We start from the raw sequence: 16587 nt of genomic DNA on the forward strand, positions 1-16587 counted from the left end.
TAAGAAGAGCCGACTTTACTCGGCTCTTTTCGCATATTTATTGTATATTGGTGTTTTGCCTCTCGAAATGAAGTACTCGTCAAGAAACTTCTCTTTGTTATATTTTACACTGCGATCTTCGAAGACAGCGTAAATCGTATCCAGTGTATCTAGCTTTACCGAGATCAGTTCACCGCTGTTTTTATCCTTGAACAATTGCTCAGTGATGTCCCCTTCAACTGGTTTGAAGATAAAGGTATCCTCTATGTATGTGTATGTGCCAATCCCGATAGCATCTAAAGAATAGGTTTCTAAATTGCTTGTGGTGCGCTCAAAGTCATCCGGAGTAAACCATCCCTTAAGACCTTCGATCTTGTCGACAAGTTGTTCCATTCTTGTTCTTTGCGTCAGCTTAGTCTCAACACTACCGTAGTATCTCAAAGTGATAAATTCCTTGGTGCAGCTCTTGATAACAGCGGGGTAACAGGATTTTAAGCTCCCAATGGTGTCTCCATCGTCAGGTTTGATGTCTCTTGAGTACAGTAGGACAACGTCGCCTACCTCTAATTCATTCGCCAATAGATAAGCATACTTCTTTTCTGAGGAGTATTCCTCTCTCATTAATCCTTTGCTCCGATACTCCTTCACAATGGTTTCCCAAGGCAACTGGACTACACCTTGAATTTTATATTTAATCTCGAGGATGGATTCGGGCAAGATGCCGCTTTTCTGTAAAGCGATAAGGTCTGTATACTCGCCATCTTTCTGTTCGTATTCTTCATGGTCGATGATCAACTTACGATTAGGTTCTTGATCAATGAAGTTCTTCACGAACACAAAAGCCATTAAGCTTACATAGGCAGCCGAACGGGCTTTACCACGAAACTCTCTGTTGGCTTTTACATCGGAGTTATAATTAAAGTACACATTTTGATCTTTAAACTGTATATCTGCTTTCGCAACACTTTGGGTCTTAAGTAAGAAGTCACCATGATTAAACTTTGCTAATTGGACATCACCATAAGAGAAGTCATTTACAAACTTAGATTGGACTACAAAGCTAAAATGACTTGTCTTTTTAAGTTCTTCGCAAACATTAACACCCGCAACTGATAAGTTTTTCTGTAAAAGCGCATTTGTATACTTCCCTAATTCACAAGTGAAAAGTAGCTCCGATCCCGTCTTGAATTCGGTAAGACTGACCCCTTTCGGTAGCAGTTCTCTTATATGTATGGACATGACGTATTCCCCTTGTGACTGAGCTTGTTGTAGGCAGCTCATTGTAGTATCAATATGACTCCATTATAGCAAAAATTTCTCAGTTTATGTGCTCAGGGGTTCTCCGTTAGAGGTGTCGATTAAACCGGCACCTCTTTTTCGTGTTGTTGTCATTTACTCATAGCAGCACGACATTAATCGGGTTTTACAAACTCATTTCAAGACATGAATAACTTTGGGGGATATGGAATTGCAATTGGGGGAGTTGGAGTTTGTCGTTATGGTGTTGAGATTTAAGTAATCAAGAGGTTCCCGCCCTCAATGTATGGAGGTCAAACTCCAAATTCACCGATGCGGGGTTGACTAACATGTCTAATGTAGTTGAAGAGCTTATCAAAAGTGACGCTGATATAGAAAGGGATATCGGCGAGGGTTTTACTTCGGATCTATTGAGGGAAGCTCAGAAGTTGGTTAACAAAGATGGAAAAAAAGAGCCCACTAAAACGGGAAATAAAGCAATAAAGAGAACAAGGGCTCCTATTCCGAAAGGTATTATTTTCTGTGATGAGTCTATTATCGCAACTGTTGAGAGACAGTTCGATGGAGAACAAACGCTTCAAGTGATTCTAAGTACTTGGCTTAAAAGCCACTTCAAAGGAGATAAAGAATGAGCTATAATGTGACAGTCAACAACGGTTTAGGTGTTCCCTCCATTGGGGGAATTACGGTGAAAGTAGCCACTTATGTTCGTGTATCAACGGTTTTTGAGGAACAGGATTCCTCAGTCATTAATCAAGAGGAGGGACTGCTTGATTATATTCGTAAAAAGGACAGTTGGGTTTTATATGAATCATATAGCGAGAGGCAGTCGAGCTTCAAAAAGAGAGAGAAGTTTAAACGCATGATCGATGATGCGATGGCAAAGAAGTTTGATGTCATTCTGGTAAAATCTCTAAGTAGATTTGGACGGAGTGCAGGTGAACTTAACACCATTGTTCCCAAGCTTGTCGAAAAGGGAATTCGTTTCATTGCCCTTTCAGAATCCATTGATACCGATCATTACGATTGGCAAAGTAAGATTGCCATGTATTCAATGGTGTACCACATGTCAAGTCAAACGACCTCCGACTGGATTCGATTGGCAGAGAGGGCTAGAGCGAAACGTGGGGAGTTTACAGGTTCATTCACACCATATGGTTATCAGAAGATGGATAAAAAATTAGTCATCGCCGATGATAACACTTCAGATATAGTTCAGAAAATTTTTGATTGGTATCAGGAAGGTGTCATGGGTATGCAGGCAATTGCAAATCGCTTAAATGAAGAAGGAATTCCCACGCCTGCGCAAACTCAAATTCGTAAAAACGGAAGTCAGTACTGGTGCCAACGGTCGATAAAGTACCTTTTGACTAATCCGGTTTATGTTGGTGATCTAGTGGCTCAAAAGGAGCAAGCAGCTGCGTTAGGAAGTACGAAGCGTAAGAAAAAGAATCAGGAAGAACAAGTCATTATGGAAAACAACCACCCACCTATTATTTCTAGGGAACAGTTTCGGGTTGTACAGGATTTAATCCACCGGAGAGGTAAAACAAAATCTTGTGGTATGCCGAACCTCTTTACACAAGTTCTTTATTGTGCGGATTGCGGTGGCGGAATGCAATGTGTCAAACGCTCATACGGTAAAACACATTACATGTGCGGCAACTATAAATTACGAGGGAAAAATTTCTGTTCCCGCCACTCTGTTTACGAACTAGGTCTTGTAGACCTCATCTTAGGCGATATTAAGAAGCTGATGGGCGATCATGTGAATAATGAGGCTTTAATAAGAGAGATGCGAAAGGAAGTTGAGGGCGAAAAGAGGGGTACCGTAAAGGAAATCGCATCTTTGAAGAAAGAGATCAAAAAACTCGATGGGCGCAAACAAGCTGCAGAAGACAAATGGCTCGATGGTGATATCACAAAAGAAGAGTATCATCAAATGCTCGGACGGATCAGTGGTCAGTTATCCGACTCCAATCAGAAGCTAGCTGATCTACGTAAAGGACAAGAGGATAACAAGCCAGCTTTACCGGATATCGCAAAGCTCACTTCGTTTGAAAAGCTAGATCGCGAGTTGTTGCTAATGTTGGTTAAGCGAATCGAGGTAAGGAAAGACGGTAATATTAAGATCCAGTATAATTTTAAAGTATAGTGCACTATTCTTAACGGGAAGGCGATGGTGTCATCGTCCCCCATTTTTATACCATTAATGTGTTGACACTGTGCATTCAACACATGTGGAGTCGGTGGCGTTGTTGGTGAAGAGTGTGTAGCCCCATAATAAACTCGTAGCATTTATAATAAAGTCTTTGCTCTCTATCTCTCCCCAAGCCTGCCCCATCAACGATTAGGGGGGGACTGGAGTTTTAATACTTTATTATTACTGAACATATCATGTTATAATTCGAACTGTTCTTATAGCTGGTTTATTCTAACGCAAATTACAGGAGATTGGTAACATATGAAAATAAACGTATATACTTTAAACTCATTTGCTAAAACAAGAGACGGTGGGAACCCGGCAGGCGTTGTTATGAATGCAGATTTATTATCTGAAGAAGAAATGAGAAAAATCGCTGCTATTCTTGGATTCAGTGAAACGGCTTTTGTACTACAATCAAATATGGCAGACTTTAAAGTGAGATTCTTTACACCGAATGAAGAGGTGGACTTATGTGGTCATGCTACGATTGCTACCTTTTATACAATGTCAAGTCTCAATTTGTTAAAACAAGGTAAGTATAAACAAGAAACCAGAGCCGGAATACTTGGCATTGAAATTCATAACGATAATTTTGTTATGATGAATCAATCTATTCCTGTTTTTTCGGAAGTTATTGATAAAGATGAAATAGCAGATTCCTTGAACATCAGTACTTCCCAGATTTCAGAAGACTTGTTAGTTCAAGTTGTATCAACAGGACTTCGAGATATTATGGTTCCTGTAAAAAGTATTGAGATTTTAGATAGGATCAGGCCAGATATGAATAAAGTTAAAGAAATCAGCCAGAAGTACAATACTGTTGGATACCATGTTTTTTCTTTGGAATCCTTACATGGTGCTAATGCTTATTGCAGAAACTTTGCTCCCTTATATGGTATCCCGGAGGAATCTGCCACAGGAACATCAAGCGGTGCCCTTGGTTGTTATCTGTACCGCTATGGAAAAATCAATGAGGAACAAGTGTCAAGTATTATTTTTGAACAAGGTTATTCCATGAAAAAGCCATCGGAAATCCGAGTGTCTATAGCAGTAAAAGAAAATGAGATTTTTGAAGTTAAGGTCGGCGGGAGAGGGATGAATTTAATTTTAAAGGAAGTCGAAATATAAACAACTGATTTTCAGTGATTACCGAAAAATTAAATATGCAAAACAGCAATTCATATGAATTCCGCCAAGGCCCCACCAGGTTCAAGCGGCATCTTTTTTGTAACCTCAAGGCATGTGGAATCGGTAGCTTTGTTGGTGAGGAATGCATAACATGGGATAGATCTTTTGAAACAAGAAGCCGAAAACTTCTTGATTTTTGTAAAGATTTCAAACCCGTTTCTCATAATGAAAAATACACCTACAACGATTGGGGATTAGAAAACTTATAACTGAGAGAGGATTCTGGAAAATATAACTCCAGTTGTTAGGAACGTATTTTAACGCAAAGTTTTTGAACTAACGGAGAATACTAGTTCAAATCAGAAAGATTAAAACCTTCTATTAGAAGCAAACTAGATTTAATAGCTCTAATAGGAGGTTTTATTATGATCTTAAGTGAGTTGTGGAGACTGTATTCAAGGATTTAGACCGAAAACATTGAAAGCATACGCTAGTACGGGCTGCCGAGTTGGAGAAGTGGAGAAGATAAATATCGAGGATCTTAACTGGGGAGACTGCTCTGTAAATGTTAATGGCAAGGGTTCAAAGCAGAGAGAGGTAGGTTTATTTCACGACAGAGTCAAAGTGTGGCTAAAGAAGTATCTGGCCAGCCGTAAAGACAACTGTAAAACCTTATATTTAAGGCATGCTAGGGCATGAAAAAGCATCGACCACTCAAATATATGCTCAGCTGCGCGGAGAACGACGAAGAGAACTTTATCGTCGATTTTTTTTAGCAATATAGGTGATCGTCTTGGTATATGGTTTTTTGTTGCCATAAAAAAACCGTGAAGATCTACGTGGTCACACTTTTGGTCACAGTGCTTATTTTTTTCGTGACGATGACACGAATACATAAATAAACCGCCCTGTTCGCAATGTTGCTTACAGGGCGGTTTGCTATGTCATAGAGTGCAGCTTGAAAGTTAGCAGTCAACCTGCACTCAACAAACTATCTTGCACGTTTTTAAGGCTAACTTATTAATAGAGCAGTTACACAAACATAAGATTACTCTGCTACAACTTGTTTGCCTGCAATCCGGCCGAATGTGAAGATATCAGCGATGGCATTACCGCCAAGACGGTTTGCACCATGAATGACCCCTGTTACTTCACCTGCAGCGAACAGCCCAGGGATGACTTCGCCTTTTTCATTCAATACGCGAGTCTTCTCGTCGATCACCAATCCGCCCATTGTATGGTGAACGGATGGTACAGCTTTTTCGATGTAGTAAGGGCCTTTTTCAAGAGATTTTAATCCACCGCGATGTTTGAAATCAAGGTCTTTACCTGTTTTCGCATAATCATTTACTTTATTAATTGTTTCTTTCAAATTGTTCACGTCAATTTTGAAGAAATCAGCCGCCTCTTCAATCGTATCGGCTTTAAAGAGCAAGCCTTGTTTAACGAGTTGATCGTATTCGTCTTGATGAACTTCGATCGTTTTACCGATATCCTCAATGCCTTGATTCCATAATTGATACGTATATCCGCCCGTTTGGGCAAGGATTGCTTTAGAAATAACGTCACGACGTTCTAATTCCTCAACGAAGCGCTTGCCTTCTTGGTTAATCAGGATCGCACCATCGAAGCGGGAGTCTGCAACCAGGGAAATAACACCTGTCTCAGGATTACAGATTGGATACGTTTGAATATTCTCCATGTTTGTCAGCTTGGCGCCAATCGTTTCTGCCATAACGATACCGTCACCTGTAGATCCTGGTGTGTCGGTAGACATATATTTTTCATCCATTTTAGGATTATACTTTTTACGCATCTCTACATTGGATCCAAAACCACCGGTAGCGATGATGACGCCTTTGTTCGCATGGAATGTGATCTTGTCGCCAGTACCCGAAGTCGCAGTTACACCGGTCACTTTGCCGCTTTCGTCCTTGAGCAAGGTTTCAGCTTTCATATTCGTTTTGATCGTGATTCGGTCAGCGTCTGTTTTGGCTTTTAACTTGGTAATTAATTCAGCACCTGTATGACCTACAGGAATCAACGCACGTTTTCTGGAATGGCCTCCAAATTGGAACAGATGATCAGGTAAGAACTCTACCTTGATTTCATCGCGCAGCCATTCGGCAGATGCTAGTGCATTGTCGGCAAGAATACGAACCATCTTAGGATCCCCGAGGTTGTCTCCGCCTTTCATCGTATCATCATAGAACAGGTCAGCCGTGTCATCAGTGATGCCAAGAGCACGTTCAACCCAGTTGTCAGGCGCATTCATCTCACCACCGGAGATCAATGTGTTGCCGCCAACAGTTGGCATTTTCTCGAGCAGAACTACATTAGCTCCAGCGCTGTTCGCTTCGATAGCCGCACTAAAGCCAGCACCCCCGGCACCGATGACGACAACATCATAGGTTTGCTCGGCTTCTTCTTTATCTTTGCTTCCACTGACTGCAGCGCCAGCGACAAGAGTAAGTCCAGACTTCGTAATTGCATCTTGAATGGCTTCGAGATATCCTTTGCTTGTAGCCGTAGATCCGCTAATGGCATCAACTTTTGCGCTGTTAGTTGACATGACATCTTGCTTGAGCTGCGTATAAACAGGCTCTGCAAGTACTTCGTTTTCCTTGTGCTCTGTTACTTTAATGTCAGTGATCTTGTTATCTAATAAGGAAACTTGTACTTTAATATCGCCATGTTTACCTTGCCCAACTCCTTCAAAGACTTGAACTCCGTTTGCATCTGCAGCCGGTGCTGCCTCTTTACCGCCGCAGGCAGCAAGCGTGAACATAAGACTGAGGACTAGTAGAATAGATAACAGCTTTTTCGTGTGAGTTCGCATAATATCTCCTTCATTCTGTTATGAATTGGTTACATACACTAGGGAGAGGAAGATTTGCTAGGCAAATCATTCATCTCTAGCCTAGACATGAATGTTATTTCATGTGAAAATATGCACAAGATCTATTATAGATTTAGTACAGCATTATGTATTTGCACAGATTAGCGTTTTTTTGTCTTTTTCGGGCATGTAAGAAACGGATATTGTGAAGGGCTATGATTACAATGAAAACAATTCACTTAAAAATTACGTTAATCGCAGGAAGCTGCTTCTTGCTGCTGTTCATTGCATTACTTGTAACAATATATTTGGAGATGAACCATACGGTTGTCCCTTTGAATAAGAACTTAACGCAGCAAGTGGTTACTGCACGCAGCGACCAGATCGATTATTGGTTTAATCAGCGCATCGGTGAGATAGACATGCTTGCTTCTCTAGCTTCGGACCATCATTGGACACGAGATGAATTGCTGCAAGAGATCGATAAGTTCGAGGCGAAAAAGCAAGTAGAGTACGAATCCATACGCGTGGTGGATATTCACGGAAATTCCTGGTCAGCAAGGGACAAGCCTTTTTCGATACTAAACCGACCCTACTATCGAAAACTACTGCTACATTCAGATTCCAATTATGTGGTGAGCAATCCGATCGTATCCAAAGCGAATGCAGCTGAAATCGTCGTCATTCTCTATCGTGTGAATCCATCGGTGAATGATGAGGTAGCTTATATTGCCGCAGCTGTCTCCGTCAAGAAGATGAAGGAGATTGCTCAAGATGTAATGCTATATGACCAGTCAGGCCAGCTTATCATCGATTGCAGAGAGCTGGGTGAAGGGGATGGAGCGGATGATACAGCAGATAAGAAGAACATGAGTGTATTTGAGGCTCCAATTCAAAATGTGGAAGGCTGGAAGCTAGTACTCGAAGTACCGAATTCAAGTCTATCGCTAGCGGTGATCAAAACTCAGCGGACTGCATTGCTGGTAGGCGTTCTTATCGGTAGTGCGTTTATCGTCTTTCTGATGCTGCTTGCTTCTTCCATTATTCGTCCAATTCAGTCGCTTCGCCAGGTAATGGAAAATGTGCAGAACGGCAACCAAACCATACGAGCAGATGTTACGCGCTCGGATGAGATCGGCGATCTTGGGCGAAGCTTCAATGACATGCTTGTTCAATTATACGCTGTGGAACAGGAGCGAAAGGAGATGGAACTCAGACTGATTCATGAGCAGATCAAGCCGCACTTTTTATACAACACATTGGATACGATCCAGTGGATGGCAACGGAACATGGAGCAGACAATGTGGTGGAGATAGTGGAAGCGCTTAGCGCGTATTTCCGATTAGGGCTTGGCACAGGCAGTCCCTACATTCTGCTTGATCAGGAGTTGTACCATGTCGAGAGTTATCTTCATATTCAAGGCGTGCGATATGAGGAGATTCTGGACTACGAGCTTCGATATGATGAAAAGCTTGCTCAGTGCCAAGTCGTTCGCTTCATGCTGCAGCCGTTGGTGGAAAATGCGATTTATCACGGGATTAAGCCACTTAGGGATCAAAAGTGCAAAATTTCGATCACAGCATATAAACAGGTCGATTATTTGGTCATTAAGGTTAAAAATAATGGGGTTATGATTCCTGAAGAGAAGCTTGAACAGATGAATCAAGCCCTTCTTGATGATAAATATGATCGTTCTGCCACAGGCTTTGGGCTATACAGCGTAAACCATCGCATTCGACTAGCTTACGGGGTGCCATATGGCCTTGCAGTGAAGAGTGAAGATGGCATTACCGTTATGGTCATTCGAATACCTTTGGAAGGGGAGCGGAATGAAGATGTGGAAGATTGTCATCGTCGATGATGAAACGATCATTCGCAAAGGCTTGCGACAATACATTGAGGAGAGTTCGTATCTTTTTGAAGTTGCAGGAGAAGCGAAAAGTGCAAACGAAGCATTGAATATGGTGGAGGAAGCCCCACCACATGTATGTCTTGTGGACATCAACATGCCGAATATGAATGGGCTCGATCTGATAAATATATTGCGCGAACGCTGCCCGTCGGTTCTAGTTGTAATCATCAGCGGCTACGATAACTTTGAATATGCGCGTCAAGCCGTGCAACTGCAAGCATTCGATTATGTATTGAAACCTGTGCCGAAGAGTGATCTGAACAAGCTGCTTCATCGGATCGATGAGCATCTTCAGGTAAAATATCCTTTGTATTCACATGAAAGCAGGGTGGATAAGGAGCTGGGGCTTCCCGGGTATACAGGGGATGGAACAGTGCTTATCCAAAAAGTGATCGAGTATATTGACAGTCATTATCAGGATCCGGAGCTGTCTATTACTCGAGTAGCATCGCTATTTCATATCAACCAAACCTATCTTAGCAAGCGTATGAAGCAAGAAATCGGTGCTTCATTCCTTGACTATGTCACCGAGCTTCGGATATCGAAGGCGAAGGAGATTCTGGATGACGTAATGCCGAATATCAAAATCGGGGATCTGGCCGTGAAGGTAGGGTATAAGAGCCAGTACTATTTTAGTCGTGTGTTCAAAAATAGAGTCGGCTCAAGCCCCTTGGAGTACAAAAAGCATCCGTTCGGTTATGGATAGGGCATCAATTTAGTAGAACGCCACAGCAATTAGGCGCCACCATATATAAACACGACGCAACCTCGAGGGGTTGCGTTTTTTATTTGGCGGATTTCTTAGAGGATATTGATAAAAAATAGGTAGGACCTAAGGAGGTAAGCGCTATCTTTATACCTATAAAATCGCGACGTGATGGCCTTCATGTCAACAAGTGTATACCCAATGTCATTAATTATCTATTTGAAAGAAAGGCCACTTTTCATAATGTTACTTTAAGGACATTGACATATGTTATTAGCTTATATGACATGTCGGAATCTCGGAAGGGAGGAAGGAGCATCGAGGTAAGCTGAAATGGAAGCACATACCATTTAGGAGATTGATGTTTCTTGACTCAAGAATCAGAAGGGAGTTCGTACGATATGAAGAGGAGTAGACAATGGGTAGCTCTCGTCATGGTTGCGATCATGATCGTAACGATGATGCCGATCGCGCAAGCGGAAGAGGCGCTGCCGCCTACACAGACAGAGGGACAGACACCAGCGAACCCGCCGGGCGAAGCCGATCCGGTCGAGGTGACGAATCCATCAGACCTACCGGGAGCGGGTACGGAGGGTGTTATTGCGTCAGTGTATGGGGCGGTATATCACAATCTTGCAGCGGGCTTATCTTATGAGTGGTCGCAAGAGCCGGAAGCTTCCTATCCGGATGAAGGCAACACACTTACGGATGGTATATATGGGGCAAGCAATAGATCCGACGTGTCATGGGTTGGACATCATTTGGGTAAGACACGCGAAGTTGTGTTTGATTTGGGGGCGAAGAAATCACTCACGGGTATTAAAGCCAATTTCCTCGAAGATTGGCCAACGAACAATGTACTCGTGCCACTCACGGTATCGATGTACGTCTCCGATGACAAAGTGAACTGGGGACTGCTCAAAGACAATGCCACGCAGAAGCTGTGGAATGACGGCAAATACACTGAGACCTATGTGTGGGATGGCAGTAAGGACGGTATCAAAGCCATCGGCCCAGATGCGAAGATCGCCTATGCTCGCTATGTGAAAGTGACATTCACAATGCATACGCGTGCAATGACCTTCGTGGATGAGATTGAAATCCTCGGTGAAGACGGCAAAGTTGCCGGAGCCGTAACTGTTCCAACGCATACGCCGCAATTCTTGGCGGCAGGCGAAGCGACAGCGGGTATCGAGCATCTTGGACTTTTGTATAACGGGCAATATGCGAATGACTTAGGCATCTGGACGAAAGAACGGATCATTCCGAATATTAGTTATGTCGATAAGGACGGCAAGATTAAGGATCGACTCTTCGACGGCGTCCTGTATCTTGGCATTAACTCTCCAAATCCAGGTCGTGATTTCGGCGGGCGGGCTTATCTTGAAGATTGGAAATGGTATCTGGATAAAACCTTTGCGGTAGGCGGCGATATGGATGCGTTAAACGCAGCGGCTAAGGAAGTATCCGATGCGCTGAACGAGTCTGGCGTGAAGGAAAAGGTTGTCCTCATGATTCCGGATCCAGGTGAATCGATCACTAATTTCGGAGCTATTGAACAAGGTGGAGAATCGCTGAACTTCAATGATTCCGTTGGCAAAGAGAAAGCCCTTGCGAACCGTGAAAAAGCAGTTCAATGGTGGCTGCAGCAAGTCAAATCGAGATGGGAAGCAAAAGGTTACGCTAACCTCGAGCTTGTAGGTATGTACTGGTTCGAAGAGCAAATCAGCACAAGCCAATCCGGACCGGATCTGATCCGTTCCGTGAGCAGCACCCTGCATGACATGCAAATTAGCGGCAAGGACCTGAAGTTCTTCTGGATTCCGCACTTCTTCGCTTATAAAGCGTTCATGTGGAAGGATGTCGGCTTCGATGCGGTGACGATCCAACCGAATTACTTCTTCGAGCCGACGGATATCGAACGCTTGGAGGATTCTGCGAATCTGGCGAAGCAGTATGGCATGTCCAATGAACTCGAGTTCGATGATCGGATGCTGACGGACGGCGTGTTCCGCGAGCGGTATATCGATTACTTGAACAGCGGTGCGAAGACAGGGCTTATGAAGGATGGCTTCAAATCGTATTACCAAGGCAACAATGCAGTCTATAACACCGCGGTAAGTAAAGATCCAGCGACACGCGTTCTTTACGACTGGCTGTATCAATTTGTTAAAGGAACGTATCAGGTCAACGAGGCTCCGCCTTCCGAGGTAGACGTGCAGATGAACGGCAAACCGTTCCAGAGCGGGATGAAGCTGCCCGATTCAGAATCCGTATCCTTTACATGGAAACTTAGAACGGATGATGGTCTGACGAAAGTGACGGCGACGTATGACGGCAAGCCTTATACAGCGGGTACCGTTATTTCGCTTGCAGGCAAGCTTGGCAAGCATGAGCTTAACATTACCGTTACGGCGGGGCATATGGTGACAAAGTCATATGTTATCGAAGCAACGACGAATGCATCTGGTATGAAAGCGTTAGTCGACCGCTTCGAAAAAGCGAAGCAATTTACCAATTCTGCAACGGTGCGTTCTTTGAACAACTATTTGGAAATGATGAAGCGCTATGAAGGGAAAGATGCAGCGCAAGTCACCAAGTATCTCCAAGGCTTTAACGCAAAGCTGGATGAATTCAAGAAGGCGGGTACGATAAAAGATGAGGCGTACAATACGCTGAAGGAAAGCGTCTATTACCTAATAGGCAATTTGGCGCAGAATAAAACGGTAGAAGCTTCGTCGACCGAAGGCAATAATGTGAATTATGCACCGGCTAAAGCCGTCGATGGATTCCCTGCTTCAAGATGGGCGAGTGAATACGTGGACAATACTTGGTTCCTGGTCGATCTCGATGAAGTGAAGGAAATGGATACGGTTCGAATCGATTGGGAATATGCTCGTGCCGATAAATACAAACTTCTTGTGTCGAACGATAAGCAGAACTGGATCAATGTCATGCCAAATGACGGAATTATTACCGCGCATGATGGCAAAGAAACGATTCAGTTCAACCCGGTCAAGGCAAGATACATGAAGTTACAAGGCATAAAAAGAGCAACCGATTACGGATATTCCATCTACGAGTTTGGTGTCTATAACCTCTCGGGCGCTGTAGACGTGAAGGGCATTGAGGGCATACAAGTAAAGGTTGACGAGGAAGCGAAAAAAGTAACGATTGATGGATTGCTGATGAATGGCGTCCTTACAAATGTGAAGTTGAAGGTGCTTGATCCGAAAGGCAAGGTTCAACTCGAAGATGAGACGAAGAGTACAGTCGCGGGAAGCTTCCAATTCACATTCAAACTTACGGGTAATTTAAAGGGAACCAATGAGGCGTATCTATCGACTGGTTATATGAGCGAGCCTGTAAAAGTGACCTTTGAATACTCAAAAGAAAACCCGGGTAAAGGTCACGATAAGTAATGGAGAAATAATTCATCCAAACAGCAATACGACCCGCTCTGAAACTTCCTGTACTGGTTATCGAATTATCTGTCCGAGTAAGACTAATAACCGAAGTAAAAACGTTTGAGGCGTAACATAAAAAGCCGATTAGGTGCCAGACCACGGGGTCTATACCTAATCGGCTTGTTTCTATGTAGACGTGACAAATAGAGAATTAGATGAATGGAAATTGGGGCGAAAACCAAATATTTCAAGTCGTTCCTCTGTTTTTATATCAAGATATTATTCAGGTTTTAGTGGGATTGTATTATGTATTGTATAATAGAACGACTGCCTGAGCAGGTATTTATAACATAAAACATAGGAGGATACATGTCCTGGAGCAAATTGAAGCAACAACTGGAGAGTTTTCTCTGTCCTGCGTTATACGGCAGGGTTGAATATCGCGCGAGCAGTTACCGTTATTTACCTGATAAATCAGGGGATTGTTATATTTCGGTAGATAAAAAGAACGTACTTAATATGAATGATAGAACTAGCTCAATTAGATGGTATCAGACGGAGCAGGAGATTAAGAATGATTCAGATCTTCTAATTCCTATCAACCATGAAGACATTGAAGCGGTTAGAAAAGATAGTAAGGGGATCATCCCGGAGGATCGTCTAATAGTCATTGCAAGAAGTAGAAAAATATCAGAAGTTGCAAAGGTGCTTTTGTCAGCACAGACATCATTAAGTAAATCGAACTTTATTGTTATAGCTACTAAGTATTTATCTATTTCCATAGAGGAGAGCTTAGAAAGCGACGATATCTTATTGAATATTCTAGCTTTAGTGGACAGACGAGTTGGGAAAAAGCGAATTTTAAACATGAGTGAGAAGATGAAGTTAAAGCATCCAATTGTGCAATATTTTTATGAACTAAGGCGTAGTACATTATAAATATAAATAACTTCATTGAATATTCAAGAAACACTCCCTACAAAAATCCCTAATTCTACGCGACTTCTTCCCGCCATAACAATAGCCATGATATTGAGAGGGATGTTCGCATATGGTGCATATGGAATCGGAGAGTGTCGCTCTACTGGTAAGGAAGGATACAGTGTTATGAGATCCTTATATTTATTGGACTTTACGGACAAGTATGAGAAAAAATCGTTGTTAAAGAGATGGCATCATTGCCGTCTCTTTTTTGTTTCTTTGGTCACTTTTTTAGCATTGCTCTGACTCTGGTTCCCGCTACGGCATCCTACGATCACAAGCATGAAAGAATGCACGGAAATTAACGTTGATGCTTATGTTTAACCCCTCTCTGCTCTGCTAGGTGACGGGAATCATAGACGTACTTACGTGAGGTTGCTACGATGTTCCATGGAAATTAAGTGAAAGTGATCACAAGAAATTACAGAAGGAGTTATTTATCGTGAAAAGAATCGTAACACTGAGCACCCGCAAACTGATGGATACCGCAAAACACGGCGGATGCGGCGCATGCCAGACATCTTGCCAGTCCGCTTGTAAAACTTCCTGCGGCGTAGCAAACCAGAAGTGTGAAAATGCAATGAACAGATAGGATTCGGAATGTTACCGCCCATTGCTCTGCTGATGGGCGGCTATTTTTAAGAAATGGATACTATCCCTAAAGGATGGCAAAGCCGTTTCTACTTGTGTGCAAAAGGAGCTTGATTAGTAAGTATGATTCATCAATATAAACTAAATGGATACAATATCGTGCTCGATACCTATAGTGGCTCGGTGCATGTTGTTGATGACCTAGCATATGAAATTATAGCGGATTATGAGAAAACTTCCCCCGAAAAAATCGTGACAACGCTGTTGGATAAATATAAAGATGATTCCAGCATTTCCGAGAGCGACATTCGAGAAACCATCGCGGATATCGAGGAACTTAAAAATGATGGACAGCTCTTTACAAAAGATGAGTATGAGAACCTCTCGCTTGATTTAAAAAAACGAAAAACTTATGTCAAAGCGCTCTGCCTCAATGTTGCGCATACCTGTAATCTGTCATGCGACTATTGCTTCGCTAGCCAGGGGAAATACAACGGAGATCGAGCGATCATGAGCTATGAGGTTGGACAAAAAGCTATCGATTACCTGCTTGAAAATTCGGGTCATCATCGTAATCTTGACATCGACTTTTTCGGCGGGGAACCGCTTTTGGCTTGGAAAGTGGTTAAACAGATCGTAGCTTATGCAAGAAGCAAAGAACAAGAATACAAAAAGAAGTTCCGCTTCACCTTCACGACGAACGGGATGCTGCTGAACGATGAGGTCACCGAGTTTTTAAATCAGGAAATGTACAATGTCGTATTAAGCCTGGATGGAAGAAAAGAGGTTCATGACCGGCTGCGCCAAACGGTTAACGGAAAAGGCAGCTACGATCATATTGTTCCGAAGTTCAAGGAATTCGTTCGTAAGCGCGGGGACCAAGAGTACTATGTTCGAGGAACTTACACTCGTAACAATGTCGATTTCACCAACGATATATTTCATATCGCAGACCTTGGTTTTGACAAAATCTCTATGGAACCAGTCATCTGTGATCCAAAGGAGCCCTATGCACTTACCGAGGAGGACTTGCCGGAGATATACAACCAGTACGAAATTCTCGCCAAGGAAATGATCGGTCGCGGTGAACAAGGCAAGGGGTTTACCTTTTATCACTACATGCTTGACCTCTCAGAAGGGCCTTGCATCCAGAAGAGAATCACTGGCTGTGGGTCAGGAACCGAATATCTTGCCGTCACCCCTTGGGGAGAGCTTTTTCCTTGCCACCAGTTCGTAGGGGATGAAGAGTATAGCATGGGGAACCTCTGGGATGGCATCACAAAACCTGAGCTGCAATGTCAATTCAAAGAGAGCAACTGCTACTCGAAGCCGGAATGCAAGGACTGCTGGGCTAAACTCTACTGCAGCGGCGGTTGTCCTGCCAATGCACTGCACGCGACGGGTTCTCTGGTCGGAACCTATGACTTCAGCTGTGACGTCTTCCGCAAAAGAGTCGAATGTTCCATGATGGTAAAGGTGGATGAATCCATTAGAGCGATGGAAGAACAACCTAACTAATTAAAATAATGGATCAATAAACCATAACCGAGAAATAGACACTTTTAAATAAAGTGCTCTTT

General features: G+C 43.0%; 12 protein-coding genes. 10 read left to right on the forward strand and 2 right to left on the reverse strand.

Annotated features, from left to right (window positions below; genetic code table 11):
- Window positions 1-15: 15 nt before the first annotated feature.
- Window positions 16-1218: a hypothetical protein gene (locus ACN6MV_RS03720; protein WP_419885731.1), complete on the reverse strand. Its 1203-nt coding sequence runs from the start codon at window positions 1216-1218 to the stop codon at window positions 16-18.
- Between the two features lie 347 nt (window positions 1219-1565).
- Between ACN6MV_RS03720 and ACN6MV_RS03725 the strand changes: the two genes are divergently transcribed.
- The 4 genes from ACN6MV_RS03725 (at window position 1566) to ACN6MV_RS03740 (ending at window position 5269) form a co-directional block, all read left to right on the forward strand.
- Window positions 1566-1868, forward strand: a complete 303-nt coding sequence (locus tag ACN6MV_RS03725; RefSeq protein WP_419885732.1) for a hypothetical protein — start codon at window positions 1566-1568, stop codon at window positions 1866-1868.
- Window positions 1865-3391, forward strand: a complete 1527-nt coding sequence (locus ACN6MV_RS03730; protein ID WP_419885733.1) for a recombinase family protein — start codon at window positions 1865-1867, stop codon at window positions 3389-3391. Before ACN6MV_RS03725 ends, ACN6MV_RS03730 begins: the two co-directional genes overlap by 4 nt.
- A gap of 309 nt (window positions 3392-3700) precedes the next feature.
- Window positions 3701-4570: a PhzF family phenazine biosynthesis protein gene (locus tag ACN6MV_RS03735; protein ID WP_419885734.1), complete on the forward strand. Its 870-nt coding sequence runs from the start codon at window positions 3701-3703 to the stop codon at window positions 4568-4570.
- 516 nt (window positions 4571-5086) lie between these two features.
- A complete protein-coding gene (locus tag ACN6MV_RS03740; RefSeq protein WP_419886713.1) occupies window positions 5087-5269 on the forward strand; it encodes a hypothetical protein in 183 nt (60 codons plus the stop codon).
- Between the two features lie 349 nt (window positions 5270-5618).
- On the opposite strand, the gene ACN6MV_RS03745 is transcribed toward ACN6MV_RS03740, so the two are convergent.
- Window positions 5619-7409, reverse strand: coding sequence for a flavocytochrome c (locus ACN6MV_RS03745; protein ID WP_419885735.1), 1791 nt, complete (start codon window positions 7407-7409; stop codon window positions 5619-5621).
- Between the two features lie 224 nt (window positions 7410-7633).
- Here ACN6MV_RS03745 and ACN6MV_RS03750 point away from each other — a divergent pair, with 224 nt between their 5' ends.
- From ACN6MV_RS03750 to scfB, 6 genes are all read left to right on the forward strand, one after another.
- Window positions 7634-9271, forward strand: coding sequence for a sensor histidine kinase (locus ACN6MV_RS03750; RefSeq protein ID WP_419885736.1), 1638 nt, complete (start codon window positions 7634-7636; stop codon window positions 9269-9271).
- A complete protein-coding gene (locus tag ACN6MV_RS03755; protein WP_419885737.1) occupies window positions 9240-10028 on the forward strand; it encodes a response regulator transcription factor in 789 nt (262 codons plus the stop codon). Before ACN6MV_RS03750 ends, ACN6MV_RS03755 begins: the two co-directional genes overlap by 32 nt.
- A gap of 401 nt (window positions 10029-10429) precedes the next feature.
- Window positions 10430-13450 (forward strand): DUF4855 domain-containing protein, encoded by a 3021-nt coding sequence (locus ACN6MV_RS03760; RefSeq protein WP_419885738.1) that lies wholly within the window; start codon window positions 10430-10432, stop codon window positions 13448-13450.
- A 354-nt stretch (window positions 13451-13804) separates the two neighbouring features.
- Window positions 13805-14374 carry a hypothetical protein gene (locus ACN6MV_RS03765; RefSeq protein WP_419885739.1) on the forward strand — a complete coding sequence of 190 codons (570 nt, stop codon included), beginning with the start codon at window positions 13805-13807 and terminating at the stop codon, window positions 14372-14374.
- Window positions 14375-14858: 484 nt separating this feature from the next.
- Entirely contained in the window at window positions 14859-15008 is a 150-nt protein-coding gene (gene scfA, locus ACN6MV_RS03770) for a six-cysteine ranthipeptide SCIFF (RefSeq protein WP_076098734.1), read from the forward strand.
- Window positions 15009-15130: 122 nt separating this feature from the next.
- The gene (scfB, locus tag ACN6MV_RS03775; protein WP_419885740.1) at window positions 15131-16525 is read left to right on the forward strand and encodes a thioether cross-link-forming SCIFF peptide maturase; all 1395 of its coding nucleotides are present in this window, start codon (window positions 15131-15133) and stop codon (window positions 16523-16525) included.
- Window positions 16526-16587 lie beyond the last annotated feature (62 nt).

Source organism: Paenibacillus sp. B-A-8, from assembly GCF_048572915.1.
In the GTDB taxonomy this organism is placed as follows: domain Bacteria; phylum Bacillota; class Bacilli; order Paenibacillales; family Paenibacillaceae; genus Paenibacillus_AQ.